This is a genomic window from Cupriavidus sp. U2 (assembly GCF_009663685.2).
Classification (GTDB): Bacteria; Pseudomonadota; Gammaproteobacteria; order Burkholderiales; family Burkholderiaceae; genus Cupriavidus; species Cupriavidus necator_C.
In genome coordinates, this window is record NZ_RCOG02000032.1 from 260932 (window position 1) to 275857 (window position 14926).

General features: G+C 67.2%; 15 protein-coding genes. 2 read left to right on the forward strand and 13 right to left on the reverse strand.

Annotation, left to right across the window (positions count from 1 at the left end):
• Positions 1-82 precede the first annotated feature (82 nt).
• Both D9X30_RS25455 and D9X30_RS25460 read left to right on the forward strand, forming a co-directional pair.
• Positions 83-1111, forward strand: coding sequence for a substrate binding domain-containing protein (locus D9X30_RS25455; RefSeq protein WP_502799689.1), 1029 nt, complete (start codon positions 83-85; stop codon positions 1109-1111).
• A 130-nt stretch (positions 1112-1241) separates the two neighbouring features.
• Complete coding sequence (locus tag D9X30_RS25460) at positions 1242-1676, forward strand: universal stress protein (RefSeq protein WP_153945171.1); 435 nt, start codon at positions 1242-1244, stop codon at positions 1674-1676.
• 135 nt (positions 1677-1811) lie between these two features.
• Here D9X30_RS25460 and aceA read toward each other — a convergent pair whose 3' ends face one another.
• The 13 genes from aceA to ssuC form a co-directional block, all read right to left on the reverse strand.
• Positions 1812-3107 (reverse strand): isocitrate lyase, encoded by a 1296-nt coding sequence (aceA, locus tag D9X30_RS25465; protein WP_153945172.1) that lies wholly within the window; start codon positions 3105-3107, stop codon positions 1812-1814.
• A gap of 304 nt (positions 3108-3411) precedes the next feature.
• Positions 3412-4380, reverse strand: coding sequence for an alpha/beta fold hydrolase (locus tag D9X30_RS25470; protein ID WP_153945173.1), 969 nt, complete (start codon positions 4378-4380; stop codon positions 3412-3414).
• A gap of 93 nt (positions 4381-4473) precedes the next feature.
• Positions 4474-4893, reverse strand: a complete 420-nt coding sequence (locus D9X30_RS25475) for a gamma-glutamylcyclotransferase family protein (RefSeq protein ID WP_153945174.1) — start codon at positions 4891-4893, stop codon at positions 4474-4476.
• 143 nt (positions 4894-5036) lie between these two features.
• Entirely contained in the window at positions 5037-5894 is an 858-nt protein-coding gene (locus D9X30_RS25480) for a LytR/AlgR family response regulator transcription factor (RefSeq protein ID WP_153945175.1), read from the reverse strand.
• 51 nt (positions 5895-5945) lie between these two features.
• On the reverse strand, positions 5946-7103 hold the full coding sequence (locus tag D9X30_RS25485) for a sensor histidine kinase (RefSeq protein ID WP_153945176.1): 1158 nt from the start codon (positions 7101-7103) through the stop codon (positions 5946-5948).
• Positions 7104-7504: 401 nt separating this feature from the next.
• Complete coding sequence (locus tag D9X30_RS25490) at positions 7505-8452, reverse strand: CysB family HTH-type transcriptional regulator (protein WP_153945177.1); 948 nt, start codon at positions 8450-8452, stop codon at positions 7505-7507.
• Positions 8449-9555, reverse strand: coding sequence for a sulfate/molybdate ABC transporter ATP-binding protein (locus tag D9X30_RS25495; RefSeq protein ID WP_153945178.1), 1107 nt, complete (start codon positions 9553-9555; stop codon positions 8449-8451). Before D9X30_RS25495 ends, D9X30_RS25490 begins: the two co-directional genes overlap by 4 nt.
• Positions 9552-10442 (reverse strand): sulfate ABC transporter permease subunit CysW, encoded by an 891-nt coding sequence (cysW, locus tag D9X30_RS25500; RefSeq protein WP_153945179.1) that lies wholly within the window; start codon positions 10440-10442, stop codon positions 9552-9554. The genes D9X30_RS25495 and cysW overlap by 4 nt, the downstream gene beginning before the upstream one ends.
• Before the next feature lies 1 nt (position 10443).
• Entirely contained in the window at positions 10444-11379 is a 936-nt protein-coding gene (gene cysT, locus D9X30_RS25505) for a sulfate ABC transporter permease subunit CysT (protein WP_153945180.1), read from the reverse strand.
• A 108-nt stretch (positions 11380-11487) separates the two neighbouring features.
• Complete coding sequence (locus tag D9X30_RS25510) at positions 11488-12153, reverse strand: RBBP9/YdeN family alpha/beta hydrolase (protein WP_153945181.1); 666 nt, start codon at positions 12151-12153, stop codon at positions 11488-11490.
• 133 nt (positions 12154-12286) lie between these two features.
• Positions 12287-13129, reverse strand: a complete 843-nt coding sequence (locus D9X30_RS25515) for an EAL domain-containing protein (RefSeq protein WP_153945182.1) — start codon at positions 13127-13129, stop codon at positions 12287-12289.
• A gap of 39 nt (positions 13130-13168) precedes the next feature.
• Positions 13169-14086 (reverse strand): ATP-binding cassette domain-containing protein, encoded by a 918-nt coding sequence (locus D9X30_RS25520; RefSeq protein WP_153945183.1) that lies wholly within the window; start codon positions 14084-14086, stop codon positions 13169-13171.
• 15 nt (positions 14087-14101) lie between these two features.
• A complete protein-coding gene (ssuC, locus tag D9X30_RS25525) occupies positions 14102-14923 on the reverse strand; it encodes an aliphatic sulfonate ABC transporter permease SsuC (RefSeq protein WP_228770709.1) in 822 nt (273 codons plus the stop codon).
• Between the last annotated feature and the right edge of the window lie 3 nt (positions 14924-14926).

Here is a 14926-nt window from a genome sequence, read left to right on the forward strand (position 1 = left end):
AGGGACTGAATGGACCTGTACACGATTGAATGCATGGAATTCTAGTGATGCGCTGCAGTGCGGCAAATAGGCGCGCTGTCACTTGATCTTTTACTTTTGCACTACTAATCTTGGCCATCCTCATCAAGACTCGTCTACAACCGAGCTATCTTTCGTGGACCACTTCAAGCAACTGGAGACTTTTGTATCGGTGGCGTCACGTGGCAGCCTGTCCGCTGCCGCAGCCGCCGAAGGCGTTGCGCCGGCCATCATCGGCCGCCGCATCGATGCGCTGGAAGAGCGGCTGGGCGTCAAACTGCTGGTGCGCACCACCCGCAAGATCACCCTGACGTTCGAAGGCTCCGCGTTTCTGGAAGACTGCCAGCGCATCCTCAACGACCTCCACAATGCCGAAGCCAGCGTCTCCGCCGGCGGGGTCAAGGCCAGCGGCCACCTGCGCATCACCGCCCCGGCCGGTTTCGGCCGCAAGCACGTGGCGCCGCTGGTGCCGCTGTTCATCGAATCCCATCCCGACGTCACGCTCACGCTCGACCTGTCCGACCGCGTGGTCGACCTGGTCAACGAGGGCTTCGACTGCGCCATCCGCCTGGGCGACCTGCCCGACTCCAGCCTGGTGTCGATCCGCCTGGCCGAAAACCGCCGCGTGGTCGTGGCGTCGCCCGAATACCTGGCGCGCGCCGGGACCCCGGCCCTGCCCGATGACCTGGCCCGCCACAACTGCCTGCACTTCGGCGCCAGCGCCAACGTGCAGCGCGGCTGGGTGTTCCAGCAGGACGGCCGCGCCGTCACCGTCAAGGTGGGCGGCAACATGGAATGCACCGACGGGGCCGTGCTCCACGCCTGGTGCCTGCAGGGCCACGGCCTGGCCTGGCGCTCCTGGTGGGAAGTGGGCCAGGAAATCGTCAGCGGCCGGCTGGTGACCGTCCTCGACGAATTCCAGGCGCCGCCCATCGGCATCCACGCCGTCTTTCCGCAACGCAAGCACCTGCCGCTGCGCGTGCGACTGTTTATCGACCATCTCAAGAACACCTACGGCAACCCGGCCTACTGGCGCCGCGCCGAACAGGCGCCCAGCAGCGCCGCCGCCGAAGTCCACGCCGTCGTCGCGTAGCACCGTCCGTACGCTGTCAATCGCAGAATCTTGATATTTCACAATGACGAACACTGCACACTGACTACAATCGATGCAGACAGGCGCCGCGCTGGCCTGCACCCGTTCCCACTCGCGAAAGGAGTCCGGTATGTTCAAGCACATCCTGCTGCCCACCGACGGTTCGGAGCTGTCCAAGAAGGCCATAGACGGCGGCCTGGAACTGGCCAAGGCCATCAATGCCCGCGTGACCGCCTACGTCTGTCTTGAGGAATATCCGTATACGCCCTTCAGCGAGATCGTGGTCGAGGCGCCCCAGGCGTTCAAGGAACGCATCGAGAACCAGGCCCGGCTGTACCTGAAGGAAATCGAGAACGCTGCCGTTGCCGCCGGCCTGCCCTTCGACGCCGACATGACGACCTTCGCCGTGCCCTACCTGGGCATCATCGACGCGGCGGAACGCCATGGCTGCGATGTGATCTTCATGGCCTCGCACGGCCGACGCGGGCTGTCAGGCCTGCTGCTCGGCAGCGAAACGCAAAAAGTGCTCACGCATACCGATATTCCTGTGATCGTCTACCGATAGCTCCCACACCGAGAGGTGCCAGAAAAACGAAGGTGCCTCTCGAAAAAAGCCGCGCCGCAGGTCTTGCGGCGCGGAGCCAAACTGACGGCGCGATGGTCGCGCGCCGTCCCCGAATCCCCTTTCCGGTCAGGTGGCTCAGGCCACCTTCTTGTCGAAGAACTGTTCGTCTTCGGTCGATCCCTTGAGTGCGGTCGTCGACGACTGGCCGCCTTCGATGGTCTGCGTCACGGCGTCGAAGTACCCGGTGCCCACTTCGCGCTGGTGCTTGACGGCGGTGAAGCCCTTCTCGGCGGCGGCAAACTCGGCTTCCTGCAGTTCCACGAAGGCCGACATCTGGTTGCGCGCGTAGCCGTGGGCCAGGTTGAACATCGAATAGTTCAGCGAATGGAAGCCGGCCAGCGTGATGAACTGGAATTTGTAGCCCATGGCGCCCAATTCGCGCTGGAACTTGGCGATCGTGGCATCGTCGAGGTTCTTCTTCCAGTTGAACGACGGCGAGCAGTTATAGGCCAGCATCTTGCCGGGAAATTTGGCATGCACGGCCTCGGCAAACTTCTTTGCGAACTCCAGGTCCGGCTTGCCGGTTTCGCACCACACCAGGTCGGCCACTTCGGCGTAGGCCAGCGCGCGGGCAATCGACTGGTCGATGCCAGCCTTCGAACGGAAGAAGCCTTCCACGGTGCGCTCGCCGGTCAGGAACGGCTGATCGCGCTCGTCCACGTCCGACGTCACCAGATCGGCGGCCTCGGCGTCGGTACGCGCGATCACCAGCGTGGGCACGCCCGACACGTCGGCGGCCAGTCGCGCGGCGGTCAGCTTGGCCACGGCCTCGCGGGTGGGCACCAGCACCTTGCCACCCATGTGGCCGCACTTCTTCACCGACGCCAGCTGGTCTTCGAAGTGGACGCCGGCGGCGCCCGCTTCGATCATCGATTTCATCAGTTCGAATGCGTTCAGCACGCCGCCGAAGCCGGCCTCGGCATCGGCCACGATCGGCGCGAAGAAGTCGGTGTCGCCGGTGCCTTCGCTCCACTGGATCTGGTCGGCCCGCTGGAACGTGTTGTTGATGCGCTTGACGACCATCGGCACCGAGTTGGCCGGGTACAGCGACTGGTCCGGGTACATTTCCCCGGCCAGGTTGGCATCGCCAGCCACCTGCCAGCCCGACAGGTAGATGGCCTTCAGGCCGGCCTTGACCTGCTGCAGGGCCTGGTTGCCCGTCAACGCACCCAGCGTGTTGACGAACGGCTCGGTGTTCAGCAGATGCCAGAGCTTTTCCGCGCCGCGGCGGGCCAGCGTATGCTCGATCTGGACCGAACCCCGCAGCCGGACCACGTCTTCGGCGGTGTAATGACGTTGCACGCCCTTCCAGCGGGGGTTGCTATCCCAGTCCTTTTGAAGGGCATCGATCTGTTGTTGGCGGGTCGTCATGTTCACTCTCCTGTAGCAATGTCGAGATGGCATGGAAATCGGCGACGGCTCCCCGGCCCTGGCTGGCCGGGGGACCCGGGACGCTGTGTCTTTGGCGTCTCAGGTCATGTGTCTTATATAAGAGTGTAGAGAAGCTTCCCGCGTTGCAACAAGCGCCGATGGTCGCTCGCGCACAGTTTTTTAGTTGATAAAAATCAAAGTGTTAGCCTCGTCTTTTCACGATGCGGCACGACATCTTTCAGGATGAGAAATGCCCGGGCCGATATCACGCGCGGATTTTTGCGGACCAAAACATCATTCCGCATCATGAAATTCCGGCAGCCTCCGGGTCGACACGCGCCGCTTCCAGCGCAGGTGAGGTGGCCGCGCCATCGAGATGGTCGACAAACTCGCCCACCATGGCCGCCATGCGCTGCGGATGCGACAGCGGCAGCCAGTGATGCGCATCGATCCGGCGGCGCCATAGCCGGGTGACCCAGCGGCCCATATCCTCGGTCACGGCGGGCCGCACGTAGCGGTCGCGCGTGGGCACGATGACCTGCACCGGCGCATGCGCCCGGCGTTCGCGCGGCGCACGCAGCCGCGCGCGGAGATTGGCGCGATACAGCCGCAGCCCGTGGATGCCGTCCGCCGTCTGCGTGGGATTGGCTGGCACGTGCAGCCCTTCGGTGTGGCGCAGCCAGAACGGCCAGCCGCGCCCGAGCCAGAGCTTCCAGTGCCATTCGGGCAGCAGCGGGATATGAAAGAACAGGATGTACCACGACGCCAGCGCCTGGCGCAGCGTGGCGCCCCATTGCCCGAGACTGCGGCGGCCGCCGGCACGCAACGCGCTGGCCGCGTGGTCCAGGCACGGCCCCGAGCACGACGGGAACGAGGCGATACGGCCGTACAGGCGCGGATCGGTCACGAATTCCCAGCCCTGGATTGATCCCCAGTCATGGCCCACCAGATGCACCGGCCGGTCCGCCGACACGGCGTCGATCACGGCAATAAAGTCATCGGCGAGCCGTTCCAGGCGATAGTCGGACACGTCAGGCGGCGCATCGGACTGCCCCGCCCCGCGCACGTCGTAGGCAATGACATGGAACCGCGCCGCCAGCGCCTGCGCCACGCCGTGCCACACCTCGCTGTTGTCGGGGTAGCCATGCACCAGTACCACCACGGGATGCGTGGGATCACCCCAGGCCGAGGCGGCAAGGCGGACACGGCCGGACTGGACATGGAATCGAAGCGGAGCCCTTGCGGAATGCGCGGGCGCAGGCGGCTGGGTCATGGGCGGGCGTTGTGCGTTGACAGCATCGGATGTCATCGCCGGCCATGCTACCGCCGTCACGTGCCGCGTGACGGCGTTTGAAATGTCTCGTCGTCAGGCCGCCGCGGCGGTGTCGCGCGCCTGGCGATAGGCCACCCAGTCACCCCCGTCGATGCGGGCCAGCCCGGCCACCGCAGCGTCCGCCACCGGGTACAGCAGGCAATCGGTGGGCGCGCCGTCCAGCATCACGGGCTGCGTTTCGCGGATAAACAGCGTGGCCTGCCCGGGATAGACCTCTTCGATCTCGTCCAGCACCGGCAGCAGCGCGTCGGGAATGTCGTACACGTCGCCCAGCACCGGGCCGGCCGACGCATCGAGCACCAGGCCCGGATACGTGCCGAAGTCATAGAGCCGCCCGGCAATGCTGGCCGTGCCGACCAGCGTCGCCGCGCCGATGCCATGCCGCGCGGCGGCCCGGTTCAGATCGTTGACCTCGCCGGCACGAAGGGTGCCGTAGACAAACACTCGCTGCATGGCGCAATCCTTGGGTGACGGAACAGGGAACGCCCATGGTAGAGGAAGCCGCGTGGCGGCGGAACCTTCGCACCCGTTTTCCCCGCCGTGGTGCAGGCCCATACCGGCCCGGTCGGCCCCGTTCGGCCCCGGCCCGGAAGGCCCTACATCTGCTTGAACAGGTGCGCGTACTGCCGCGCAACCGGCAGCGACTCCGGCCGGTCGCGCAGCTTCAGCGACAGGCGCCCCAGCGACTGGTTCACGGCGCTGGCCACGCAGTCGATATTGACTACCGTGCCGCGATGGATCTGCCAGAAGCGGTCGGGGTCCAGCTGCTGCGTCAGTTCGCGCAGGCTGGTGCGGATCAGCGCCTCGCCGCCGGTGGACACCACGTTCACGTACTTGTCGGTGGCCTCCAGATACACCACTTCATCGACCGGGATGATGCGTACCTCCTGCCCCACCAGCGCCTTGATAAAGCGCAGATAGTGGCCGCGCGGGGCGGCGGCGGGCTGCTCCAGCGACTCCAGCCGCTGCAGCAGTTGCGCCAGCCGGTCGGTGTCGACCATGGTGCCGATGTCGGTGGCGGCTGCCTCGTCGCCGTCATCCCCCTCGTCGTTGCCGGCCGCCTTGCCCGCTTCGGCGGCCTTGGCGCTCAGGCGCGCCTTCAGGCGCCCCACCGTGGCCTCCAGCCGTTCGTGCTGCACGGGCTTCAGCACGTAGTCCACCGCCGCGCGCTCGAAGGCTTCCAGCGCAAACTGGTCGTACGCGGTGACGAACACCACCAGCGGCGGGTGGTCGAACTCGATCAGTTCGCGCGCCACGTCCATGCCGCTCATGCCTGGCATGCGGATATCCAGGAAGGCCACGTCGGGCCGGTGGGCGCGCGCGGCCTCCAGCGCGGCCATGCCGTCATGCACCACGGACACGATCGTGGCTTCAGGCCACAGGGCTTTCAGTTCGGCTTCGAGAACGCGGGCGAGCAGCAGCTCGTCGTCGGCGATCAGCAGGGTCGGAGACATGGAGGACGAATGTCAGGGACAGAACGGTTCAGGGGCGGGGCTCGGGCGCGCTCAGGTACGGGAGATGGCCGGCGCCACGGTGGCGGGCGGCGCAGGGCGCGCGTCCGGCGCGGCGCGCATCGGCACGAAGGTCGGCTCGGTGCTGCGCGTGAGCGGCAGCGTCAGCCGCACCACCACGCCGCGCGGCACGTTTTCTTCCATCTGCATCGTGGCCGCCGCGCCAAAGATGCGCGCCAGCCGTTCGCGCACATGGGTCAGCCCCAGGCCGGACCCGCTCTTGCCGCTCTGGCAGAAGCCCACGCCGGTGTCGGCAATCAGCACCTGCAGGCTGCCGTCCTCGGCCTGACGCGCGGAGAGCACGATCTTGCCGCCGCGCATGCACGGTTCGATGCCATGCGTGACCGCGTTTTCCACCAGCGGCTGGATCAGCATCGGCGGAATCTCGGCATCGGCCAGCGCCGGCGGCAAATCCACCTCGTAGTCGAGCCGCGCGCCGAAGCGCATGCCCTGGATGTCGAGGTAGCTGCGCAGCAGTTCGAATTCCTGCGCCAGCGTGCAATGCTCGGCGCGCGTGTGCGACAGCGACATGCGCAGGAAGCCGATCAGCCGCTGCAGCAGCTGGCGCGCCGCGCGCGGGTCGGTGGCGATCAGGCCGTCCAGGTTGGCCAGCGAATTGAACAGGAAGTGCGGCTCGATCTGCGCCTGCAGCGCCATCAGCTGGGCGCGCACCAGCTGCTTTTCGGCCTCCTCGCGCTGCAGGGCGTCCAGCGCCGCCTGGCGTTCCAGGTAGGCCAGCTTTTCACGCGACCAGTAGAAATAGATCATGCTGGCCGACGCCAGCATGCCGACGATCAGGCACATGCGCAGCATGTCGCCGGTGGCGGCCGCGGATTTCTCGGGCAGGTGCAGCAGTTCGCGCGTGGCCCAGCTGCCCAGCACCACGCCCATCGGCACGGCCACCACGGCCAGGCACATGAACGGCCAGCGGCGCGGGCGGTCGTTCCACCAGATCAGCACGCGCGGCACGTCGATCAGTACCCAGATCGACAGGCCGATCAGCTGGCTGTAGACAAAGTTCTGTACCAGCGTGCCGCCGGTCTGGAAGCCATAGTTGAGGCTGACCGCGATGACGGTGTTCATGCAGAGCACGAACAGCAGGTCTCGCGCAAGAATATTGAGCCGTGACGGCACCGCGCACGACATGCGCATATCTCTCTCCCTCCTTCTGCTCCACAAACCGCGTGCAAATCTGTGATGCACTGCAGCATAGGCAGCGGCCCGGGCATTCGGTGGCTTCCGGGCGCTGCGATGAAGGGCACTTTACGCCGGAGCGCGACGGGAAGAAAGCGTCGTGCGACGAACTGGCGGGAAATGGCGCGATTGGTGCAGGGATTCGACCAGCGGGTCGTACGCCCGTTTGAAGCCATGCGGCGGCCCGGGCTGGCGGGGACGGCCCCGCCCGGGCGGTGCATCGGGTGGCGGGCCCGTGGCTGCCCGGATGGCCCGGGCAGCGGTCACGGCGGCGATCGGGCCAGTATCCGGCGGTGGTCCTCAGGGGGCCTCAGGGGGCCTCAGGCGGCTTCGTGGGACTCAGGGGCCCTCGGGCGGCCTCAGGCCGCCACCGCCAGGCGGCTGGTCGCCTCGGCCAGCGCGGTCGACACGGTGTCGCGCGACAGGTGCGGCGCGAACATGTTGATGAACGCATGGGCGTAGCCGCGCAGGTAGGCACCGCGCCGCACGGCCACGCTGGTGGTATTCGGCTCGAACAGGTGAGCGGCCGAAATCTGCGTCAGGCCAGCGTCCTTGCGCGAGTCGTAGGCCATCGACGCGATGATCCCCACGCCCAGTTCCAGTTCGGCATAGGTCTTGATCACGTCGGCATCCATGGCGGTCAGCACGATCTCCGGCTGCAGCCCGGCGGCGGCAAACGCGCCATCGATCTTGCGGCGCCCGGTAAAGCCGGCGTCGTAGGTGATGATGGGGAAGTTGCACAGGTCCTCGAGCGTGGGCTCGGGCAGGCGCGTCAGCGGATGCTCGGGCGACACCACGATCACGTGCTGCCAGCTATAGGCCTCGAACGACGTCAGCCCGGCCTCGCTGGCCACCGCCTCGGTGGCGATGCCGATATCGGCCTGCCCCGTCAGCAGCAGTTCCACGATATGCGACGGCGACGCTTCCTGCAGCGCCAGCGTGACGTGGGGATATTCGCGCCGGAAGCTCTGCACCACCTTGGGCAGCGCGTAGCGCGCCTGCGTGTGCGTGGTGGCCACGGTCAGGCGGCCGGTATGGCGGCCCGCGAACTCGTCGCCGGCCTGGCGCAGGTTCTCGGCTTCGAGCAGCAGCCGTTCGACGATGCGCACGATCTCGCGGCCCGGCTCGGTCAGCCCGGTCAGCCGCTTGCCGTAACGCTCGAAGATCTCCACGCCAAGCTCTTCCTCGAGCTCGCGGATCTGGCGCGACACGCCCGGCTGCGACGTGTACAGCGCGTTGGCCACTTCGGTCAGGTTGAACTGGCGGCGCACCGCCTCACGAATCGAACGCAGTTGCTGGAAATTCATCGTGCCGCCCCTTGTTCCTGTGTTGTTGTCTGGTTGCGGTTGAAAACGCGCAGCTGGCGCGGACGCACCGCCAGCAGTTCGCCCTCGCGGAAGCCCTGGTGCCGGAAGCGTTCCAGCGGCAGCGCCACCTCGATCACGTCCTGGTTGTCTTCGCGCTCCAGTTCCAGCTGGGCCACCGGGCCCAGCGTCAGCGCACGGCGCAGCGTCACGGCAATGCCATCGGTGCCCGGCGCGTAGCGTTCCAGTTCCAGGTCGTGCGGCCGGACGTAGGCCACCGCATCGCCCGCCGTCTCGTGCCCGCTGCCCACCACGGGCAGCACCGCCTCGCCCGTATGCAGCAGCCCGCCGCTGTCGCCCACTTCCAGCCGGCCGTGGAACAGGTTCACGTTGCCGAGGAAGCCGAACACGAACGGCGTGGCCGGATGGTTGTAGACCGCCTCGGGCGTGCCGAACTGCTCCACGGCGCCACGGTTCATCAGCACCACCTGGTCGGCCACTTCAAGCGCCTCTTCCTGGTCGTGGGTCACGAACACGCTGGTCACGTGCAGTTCGTCATGCAGGCGGCGCAGCCAGCGGCGCAGTTCCTTGCGCACCTTGGCGTCGAGCGCGCCGAACGGTTCGTCGAGCAGCAGCACACGCGGCTCCACGGCCAGCGCCCGGGCCAGCGCGATACGCTGGCGCTGGCCGCCCGACAGTTGCGCCGGGTAGCGGTCGCCCAGCCAGTCCAGCTGCACCAGTTCCAGCAGCGACTTCACCTTCTCGCGGATCTTGGCCTCTGACGGGCGCTCGGCGCGCGGTTTCACGCGCAGGCCGAAGGCCACGTTCTCGAACACGGTCATGTGCTTGAACAGCGCGTAGTGCTGGAACACAAAGCCCACGTTGCGCTGGCGCACATGCGTTGACGAGGCATCCTGCCCGGCCAGCACCACCTGGCCCGCGTCGGCGCGTTCCAGGCCGGCGATGATGCGCAGCAGCGTGGTCTTGCCGCACCCGGATGGCCCCAGCAGCGCCGTCAGTTCCCCTTCGGCAAAGTCCAGCGAGACGTCGTTGAGCGCCACAAAATCGCCAAACCGCTTTTGCACGTTCCTGACCTGAATGCTCATGATGGCTGCCCTTCCGATGCGTGTTCACGGCTGGCGCGCACTTCCACCAGCGTCTTGATTCCGAGTGTGACCAGCGCCAGCAGCGTCAGCAGGGACGCCACGGCGAACGCGGCCGCGAAGTTGTATTCGTTGTAGAGAATTTCCACGTGCAGCGGCATGGTGTTGGTCAGGCCCCGGATATGGCCCGATACCACCGACACGGCGCCGAACTCGCCCATCGCCCGCGCATTGCACAGGATCACGCCGTACAGCAGGCCCCAGCGGATGTTCGGCAGCGTCACGTGCCAGAACGTCTGCCAGCCCGAGGCACCCAGCACGATGGCCGCCTCTTCCTCTTCGCTGCCCTGCGCCTGCATCAGCGGAATCAGCTCGCGCGCCACGAACGGAAAGGTCACGAAGATCGTCGCCAGCACGATGCCCGGCACCGCGAACATGATCTTGATGTCGTGGGCCTCCAGCCACGGGCCGAACCAGCCCTGCGCGCCGAACATCAGCACGTAGATCAGGCCCGAGATCACCGGCGACACCGAGAACGGCAGGTCGATCAGCGTGATCAGCAGGTTCTTGCCCCGGAAGTCGAACTTGGCGATGGCCCAGGCCGCCGCCACGCCGAACACCACGTTCAGCGGCACCGCGATGGCCGCCACGGTCAGCGTCAGCTTGATGGCCTCCACCGCGTCGGGCTCGGTCAGCGCCGCCAGGTAGGTGTCCAGGCCCTTGCGCAGCGCCTCGTAGAAGACCGAAGCCAGCGGCACGAACAGGAACAGCGCCAGGAACAGCACCGCCACGGTAATCAGCGTATAGCGCACCCACGGCGATTCGCCCGTGGCCTCGTGCGGATGTCGGGCGGCAGCCTGGCCGCCCAGTCGGGATACAGCGCCGGCCATGTCAGTTCGCCTCCGGGTTGCCGTCAGGCAGCGCGGCCGCGCGGGCACCAGTCTGGTGGCGGCGCGTCCAGGCCTGCAGCAGGTTGATCAGCAGCAGCAGTACGAACGAGATCACCAGCATCACCACGGCCACCGCCGTGGCGCCGGCATAGTCGTACTGTTCCAGCTTCGAATAGATCATCAGCGGGGCGATCTCGGACACCATCGGCATGTTGCCGGAGATGAAGACCACCGATCCGTACTCGCCGGTGGCACGCGCGAACGACAGCGCAAAGCCCGTCAGCAGCGCCGGCAGGATGGCCGGCAGGATCACCCGCCCGAACGTCTGCAGGCGCGACGCGCCCAGGCTGGCCGCCGCTTCCTCCAGTTCGCGTTCCACGTCCTCCAGCACCGGCTGTACCGTGCGCACCACGAACGGCAGCCCGATGAAGGTCAGCGCCACCACCACGCCCAGTGGCGTGAACGCCACCTTGATGCCGTGCGGCTCCAGCCAGCGGCCGATCCAGCCATTACCGGCGAACAGCGCGGTCAGGGCGATACCGGCCACGGCCGTGGGCAACGCGAACGGCAGGTCTACCAGCGCATCGATAAATCGCTTGCCGAAGAAGCGGTAGCGCACCAGCACCCAGGCCACCACCAGCCCAAAGGCCGTGTTGACGATGGCCGCAATCAGCGACGCGCCAAAGCTCAGTTCCAGCGATGCCACCACGCGGGGGTTGCCCACCGTCGCCCAGAAGCCGTCCCAGGTCAGCGTGAAGGTCTTCAGGAACACCGCCGACAGCGGGATCAGGACGATCAGCGTCAGGTAGAAGATCGTGAAGCCAAGCGACAGCCCGAAGCCCGGCAACACGGTAAATCGCTGGGCCGGCGCCGCGCGCAGGGGCGCGGCATTGACCGTCGGCGGGGGCGCGTCCGCCAGGGATATCGAGGAAGGCATGCGTGTCTCGTCTTATGAAACCGGCGCATAAGGCGCCGGCGTACGAGACAAATTTTGCAGATGCGCCCTTATAAAAAGAACGAATATTTCCGAATTTTCTTAGACGCTTTAGATATAAGGCGATGTCTGTGCGACATCCGCGGACGCTTCCCAGCTGTCCGAGCCGTCGCCGAGGTGCAGGATACGCCCCTCTGAGTCGATCCGCTGCAGCAAAGCGGCGAGGAGGGCCTGCCCTGCCGGCCAGTCGTCCAGGTGCGAATCGGCATTGATATGGCCGAGTGCCCCCGCATCCACCAGTTCGCTGCCCCACAGCGTGCCCCAGCTGAACGCGGTGCGTTGCGACATCCACGGATCATTGGTGCTGGCCACCAGCACCGTCGGAAACGGCAGCCGCCACGTGGGCAGCAAGCCGCCCACGCCGAACTTGTCCGGATCGGCCGGCGCCACCAGCAGCGCGCCCGCGATGCCCACCGGATCCAGCGACGCCTGTCGCAGCGTGGCCAGGCAGCCGAAGCTATGCGCCACCAGCACCGCGCCGCGCGACGCCACGCGAAGTGCGCGCGATACCCCTTCCGAGACCCGCTCGGCCCACAGCGGCAGGCTGGGGCGTCCCCAGTCGTGCTGCTCGATGCGCTGCCAGTCCGGGTAGAGCCTTTCCCAACGGCTTTGCCAATGTGCGGGCCCGCTGCCATGCAGGCCCGGTACGGTCAGGATCTGCAGGCCGCGCGGCACTTCCAGCCGCGCGACGCCGCCCGATAGAGTCGATGCCGCCATACGCGCTCTCCTTCTCTGCTTCGGTGCTTCGTTGTTCAGGACTTATGGGGTACTGCAACAAGATTGCCGATCGCCTGTCGATGTTCGCCGACAGGGCGCTACCGGCCAGCCAGTGCCGCCGGGGCGATGCCGCCTAGGAAGCACTGCCTGTCTGCAACGGCTCCCGCAAATGCCGTGCCGGCACCGGCCCGCCGGCCACGGCCTCGCCCTGCCCCAGCGCGATGCCCGCGTTCTGCAGCCGCTCCACGGCTTCGTCGTTCTGCAGCCGCCGGCCGATCAGCGTGACACCGGCGCCCTCGGCGCTGGCGCGCAGGCCGGCAAGCTGGCGGTCCGTCCAGATGCGGCGCATGTCGAGCTTGAGCCAGTCGGGCAGCGCATGCGCCATCAGCGCGCCGGCCTCGGCCGGGTCGGATGCCTGCAGGCTCACCGCAAACCCGTTGCGGCGATAGTTGCCCACCACGTGCAGCAGCAGCGGCAGGTCGTCATTGGCGCTGGCAGGCACCTGAATCACGAAACGGTCCACCGGCAGGCCCAGCGATTCCAGCGCACGCCGGAATGCCGCGCCGTGATCGTCGGCCACCGCCGCCAGCAGGCGGTTATGCACGTTGAGCACGAGCTTGCGCTCGCCGTGCGCCGCGAAGTAGTTCATCGCGTGCACCAGCCGCGACAGGCGGTCCAGCGACACCAGCGACGCGTCGTCGGCCGCCATCGCGAACAGCTTCCAGGCGGCCAGCCCCACGCCATCTTCGGCATAGGTGCGGATGGAGCCCTCGTGGGCCACCACCTCACGGTCGGCCAGCGTCACCAGCGGGTCGAACGCGCTGGTCAGCGAGCAGTTGAAGTACTGGCCCTGCACCTGCCCTCGCGCGTCGCGCCACAGCTCGCGGCCGGGCACCGGCTCGCGCGGCAGTGTTTCAAGGTAGCGTTCGAGTGCGGAGGTTGCGGAAGGTGCGGAAGCTGCGGAAGCGTGGGTCATGGTGAAGTCCATGTCGGTACGCGCGGTTCGCCTGATTGCTCATGATAGAAGCTCCTCGGCGGGCCGGGCGTGAAGATTCGTTGATGGTGCAGACACTGTCGATGGCTGCCGCATCACGCGGCGCAGGACGGTGTCTTCGAGTTGCGCAAACGCCGCCGATCCGCGCTGGCGCGGACGCTCAAGCGCCACGCGCTGGTCCAGCGCGATGCGGCCGTCCTCGATCAGCACCACGCGATCGGCCAGCGCAATGGCCTCCGATACATCGTGTGTGACGAGTAGCGCCGTGAAACCGAGCCGGCGCCACAGCGATTCGATCAGCGCCTGCATGTCGATGCGGGTCAGCGCATCGAGCGCGCCCAGCGGTTCGTCCAGCAGCAGCAGGCGCGGATGGTGGACCAGCGCGCGCGCCAGGGCCACGCGCTGGCGCTGGCCGCCCGACAGCCGCGCAGGCCATTCGTCGGCACGCTCGGCCAGCCCCACCTGCGCCAGCACGGCGGCGGCATCGGCGCGGCGCTCGCGCGGCAGGCCCAGCGCGACGTTGTCGAGTACACGCTTCCAGGGCAACAGCCGCGCATCCTGGAACATCACGCGGATACTGTCCTGCAAGGTCCGGCTTTGCTGGCGATCCAGCTGGCGCCCGTGCTGATGGTCCAGCAGCACCGCACCCTCGTCGGCCGGCTCCAGCCCGGCCACCAGCCGCAGCAGCGTGCTCTTGCCGCAGCCGCTGCGCCCGACGATGGCGACGAACTCGCCCGGCGTCACATCGAGGTCGATGCCATGCAGCACTTCGCGGCCGTTGTAACACTTGACCACCTGCTGCACGCGCAGCGCGATGCCAGCGGCCGCCGGCGTCTGGCGCGCTTCGGCAGCCGCCTCGCGGCGGGCCACGTCACGCCGCGCCAGATCGCGCTCGGCCCACGCCAGCGCGGCCTGCTCCACGGGAAATAGCGTTTGCATGGGGATCTCTCCTTGTCAGTTGGTCTGGTAGCCCGGATGCCAGCGCAGCCAGAACCGCTCCAGCGCGCGCGACAGCACATCGGCCAGCTTGCCCAGCAGCGCGTAGAGCAGGATGCCGACCAGCACCACGTCGGTCTGCAGGAACTCACGCGCATTCATCGTCATGTAGCCAATGCCCGACTGCGCCGAGATGGTCTCGGCCACGATCAGGATCACCCACATCAGGCCCAGCGAAAACCGCACGCCCACCAGGATGTTCGGCAGCGCGCCAGGCAGGATCACTTCGCGATAGAGGCGCCAGCCCGACAAGCCATAGCTGCGCGCCATCTCGACCAGCCCCGGGTCCACCGCGCGGATGCCGTGGTACGTGTTCAGGTACACCGGGAAGAACACCCCCAGCGCCACCAGGAACAGCTTGGCGGTCTCGTCGATGCCGAACCACAGGATCACCAGCGGAATCAGCGCCAGCGTGGGGATGTTGCGCACCATCTGCAGCGTGCTGTCGAGCAGCGTGGCCGCCGTGCGGAACGTGCCGGTCAGCAGGCCCAGCGCCAGGCCCAGCCCGCCGCCCACGGCCAGCCCGATCAGCGCCCGCCAGGTGCTGACCCAGACGTGGCGCCAGAGCTCGCCGGATACGGCCAGCGACCACGCCGCCTCCACCACGGCCAGCGGTGCCGGCAAGACCCGGTTCGACAGCCAGCCCAGTTGCGAGGCGGCCTGCCAGACCACGATCAGCAGCACCGGCACGATCCACGGTGCCACGGCCTGCGCCGGGGTTCTCTTCGCCGCCTTGTTCGCGGTCTTCCTGGCGGCCTGGTTCGACAGGGGCGTCGTCATGTG

Coding starts and splice junctions, on each gene's coding strand:
- cysT (WP_153945180.1), bottom strand. CDS start 11,379: ATGCCTTCCTCGATATCCCTGGCGGACGCGCCCCCGCCGACGGTCAAT.
- D9X30_RS25510 (WP_153945181.1), bottom strand. CDS start 12,153: ATGGCGGCATCGACTCTATCGGGCGGCGTCGCGCGGCTGGAAGTGCCG.
- D9X30_RS25470 (WP_153945173.1), bottom strand. CDS start 4,380: ATGACCCAGCCGCCTGCGCCCGCGCATTCCGCAAGGGCTCCGCTTCGA.
- D9X30_RS25495 (WP_153945178.1), bottom strand. CDS start 9,555: ATGAGCATTCAGGTCAGGAACGTGCAAAAGCGGTTTGGCGATTTTGTG.
- D9X30_RS25490 (WP_153945177.1), bottom strand. CDS start 8,452: ATGAATTTCCAGCAACTGCGTTCGATTCGTGAGGCGGTGCGCCGCCAG.
- cysW (WP_153945179.1), bottom strand. CDS start 10,442: ATGGCCGGCGCTGTATCCCGACTGGGCGGCCAGGCTGCCGCCCGACAT.
- ssuC (WP_228770709.1), bottom strand. CDS start 14,923: ATGACGACGCCCCTGTCGAACCAGGCCGCCAGGAAGACCGCGAACAAG.
- D9X30_RS25515 (WP_153945182.1), bottom strand. CDS start 13,129: ATGACCCACGCTTCCGCAGCTTCCGCACCTTCCGCAACCTCCGCACTC.
- D9X30_RS25480 (WP_153945175.1), bottom strand. CDS start 5,894: ATGTCTCCGACCCTGCTGATCGCCGACGACGAGCTGCTGCTCGCCCGC.
- D9X30_RS25520 (WP_153945183.1), bottom strand. CDS start 14,086: ATGCAAACGCTATTTCCCGTGGAGCAGGCCGCGCTGGCGTGGGCCGAG.
- aceA (WP_153945172.1), bottom strand. CDS start 3,107: ATGACGACCCGCCAACAACAGATCGATGCCCTTCAAAAGGACTGGGAT.
- D9X30_RS25460 (WP_153945171.1), top strand. CDS start 1,242: ATGTTCAAGCACATCCTGCTGCCCACCGACGGTTCGGAGCTGTCCAAG.
- D9X30_RS25475 (WP_153945174.1), bottom strand. CDS start 4,893: ATGCAGCGAGTGTTTGTCTACGGCACCCTTCGTGCCGGCGAGGTCAAC.
- D9X30_RS25485 (WP_153945176.1), bottom strand. CDS start 7,103: ATGCGCATGTCGTGCGCGGTGCCGTCACGGCTCAATATTCTTGCGCGA.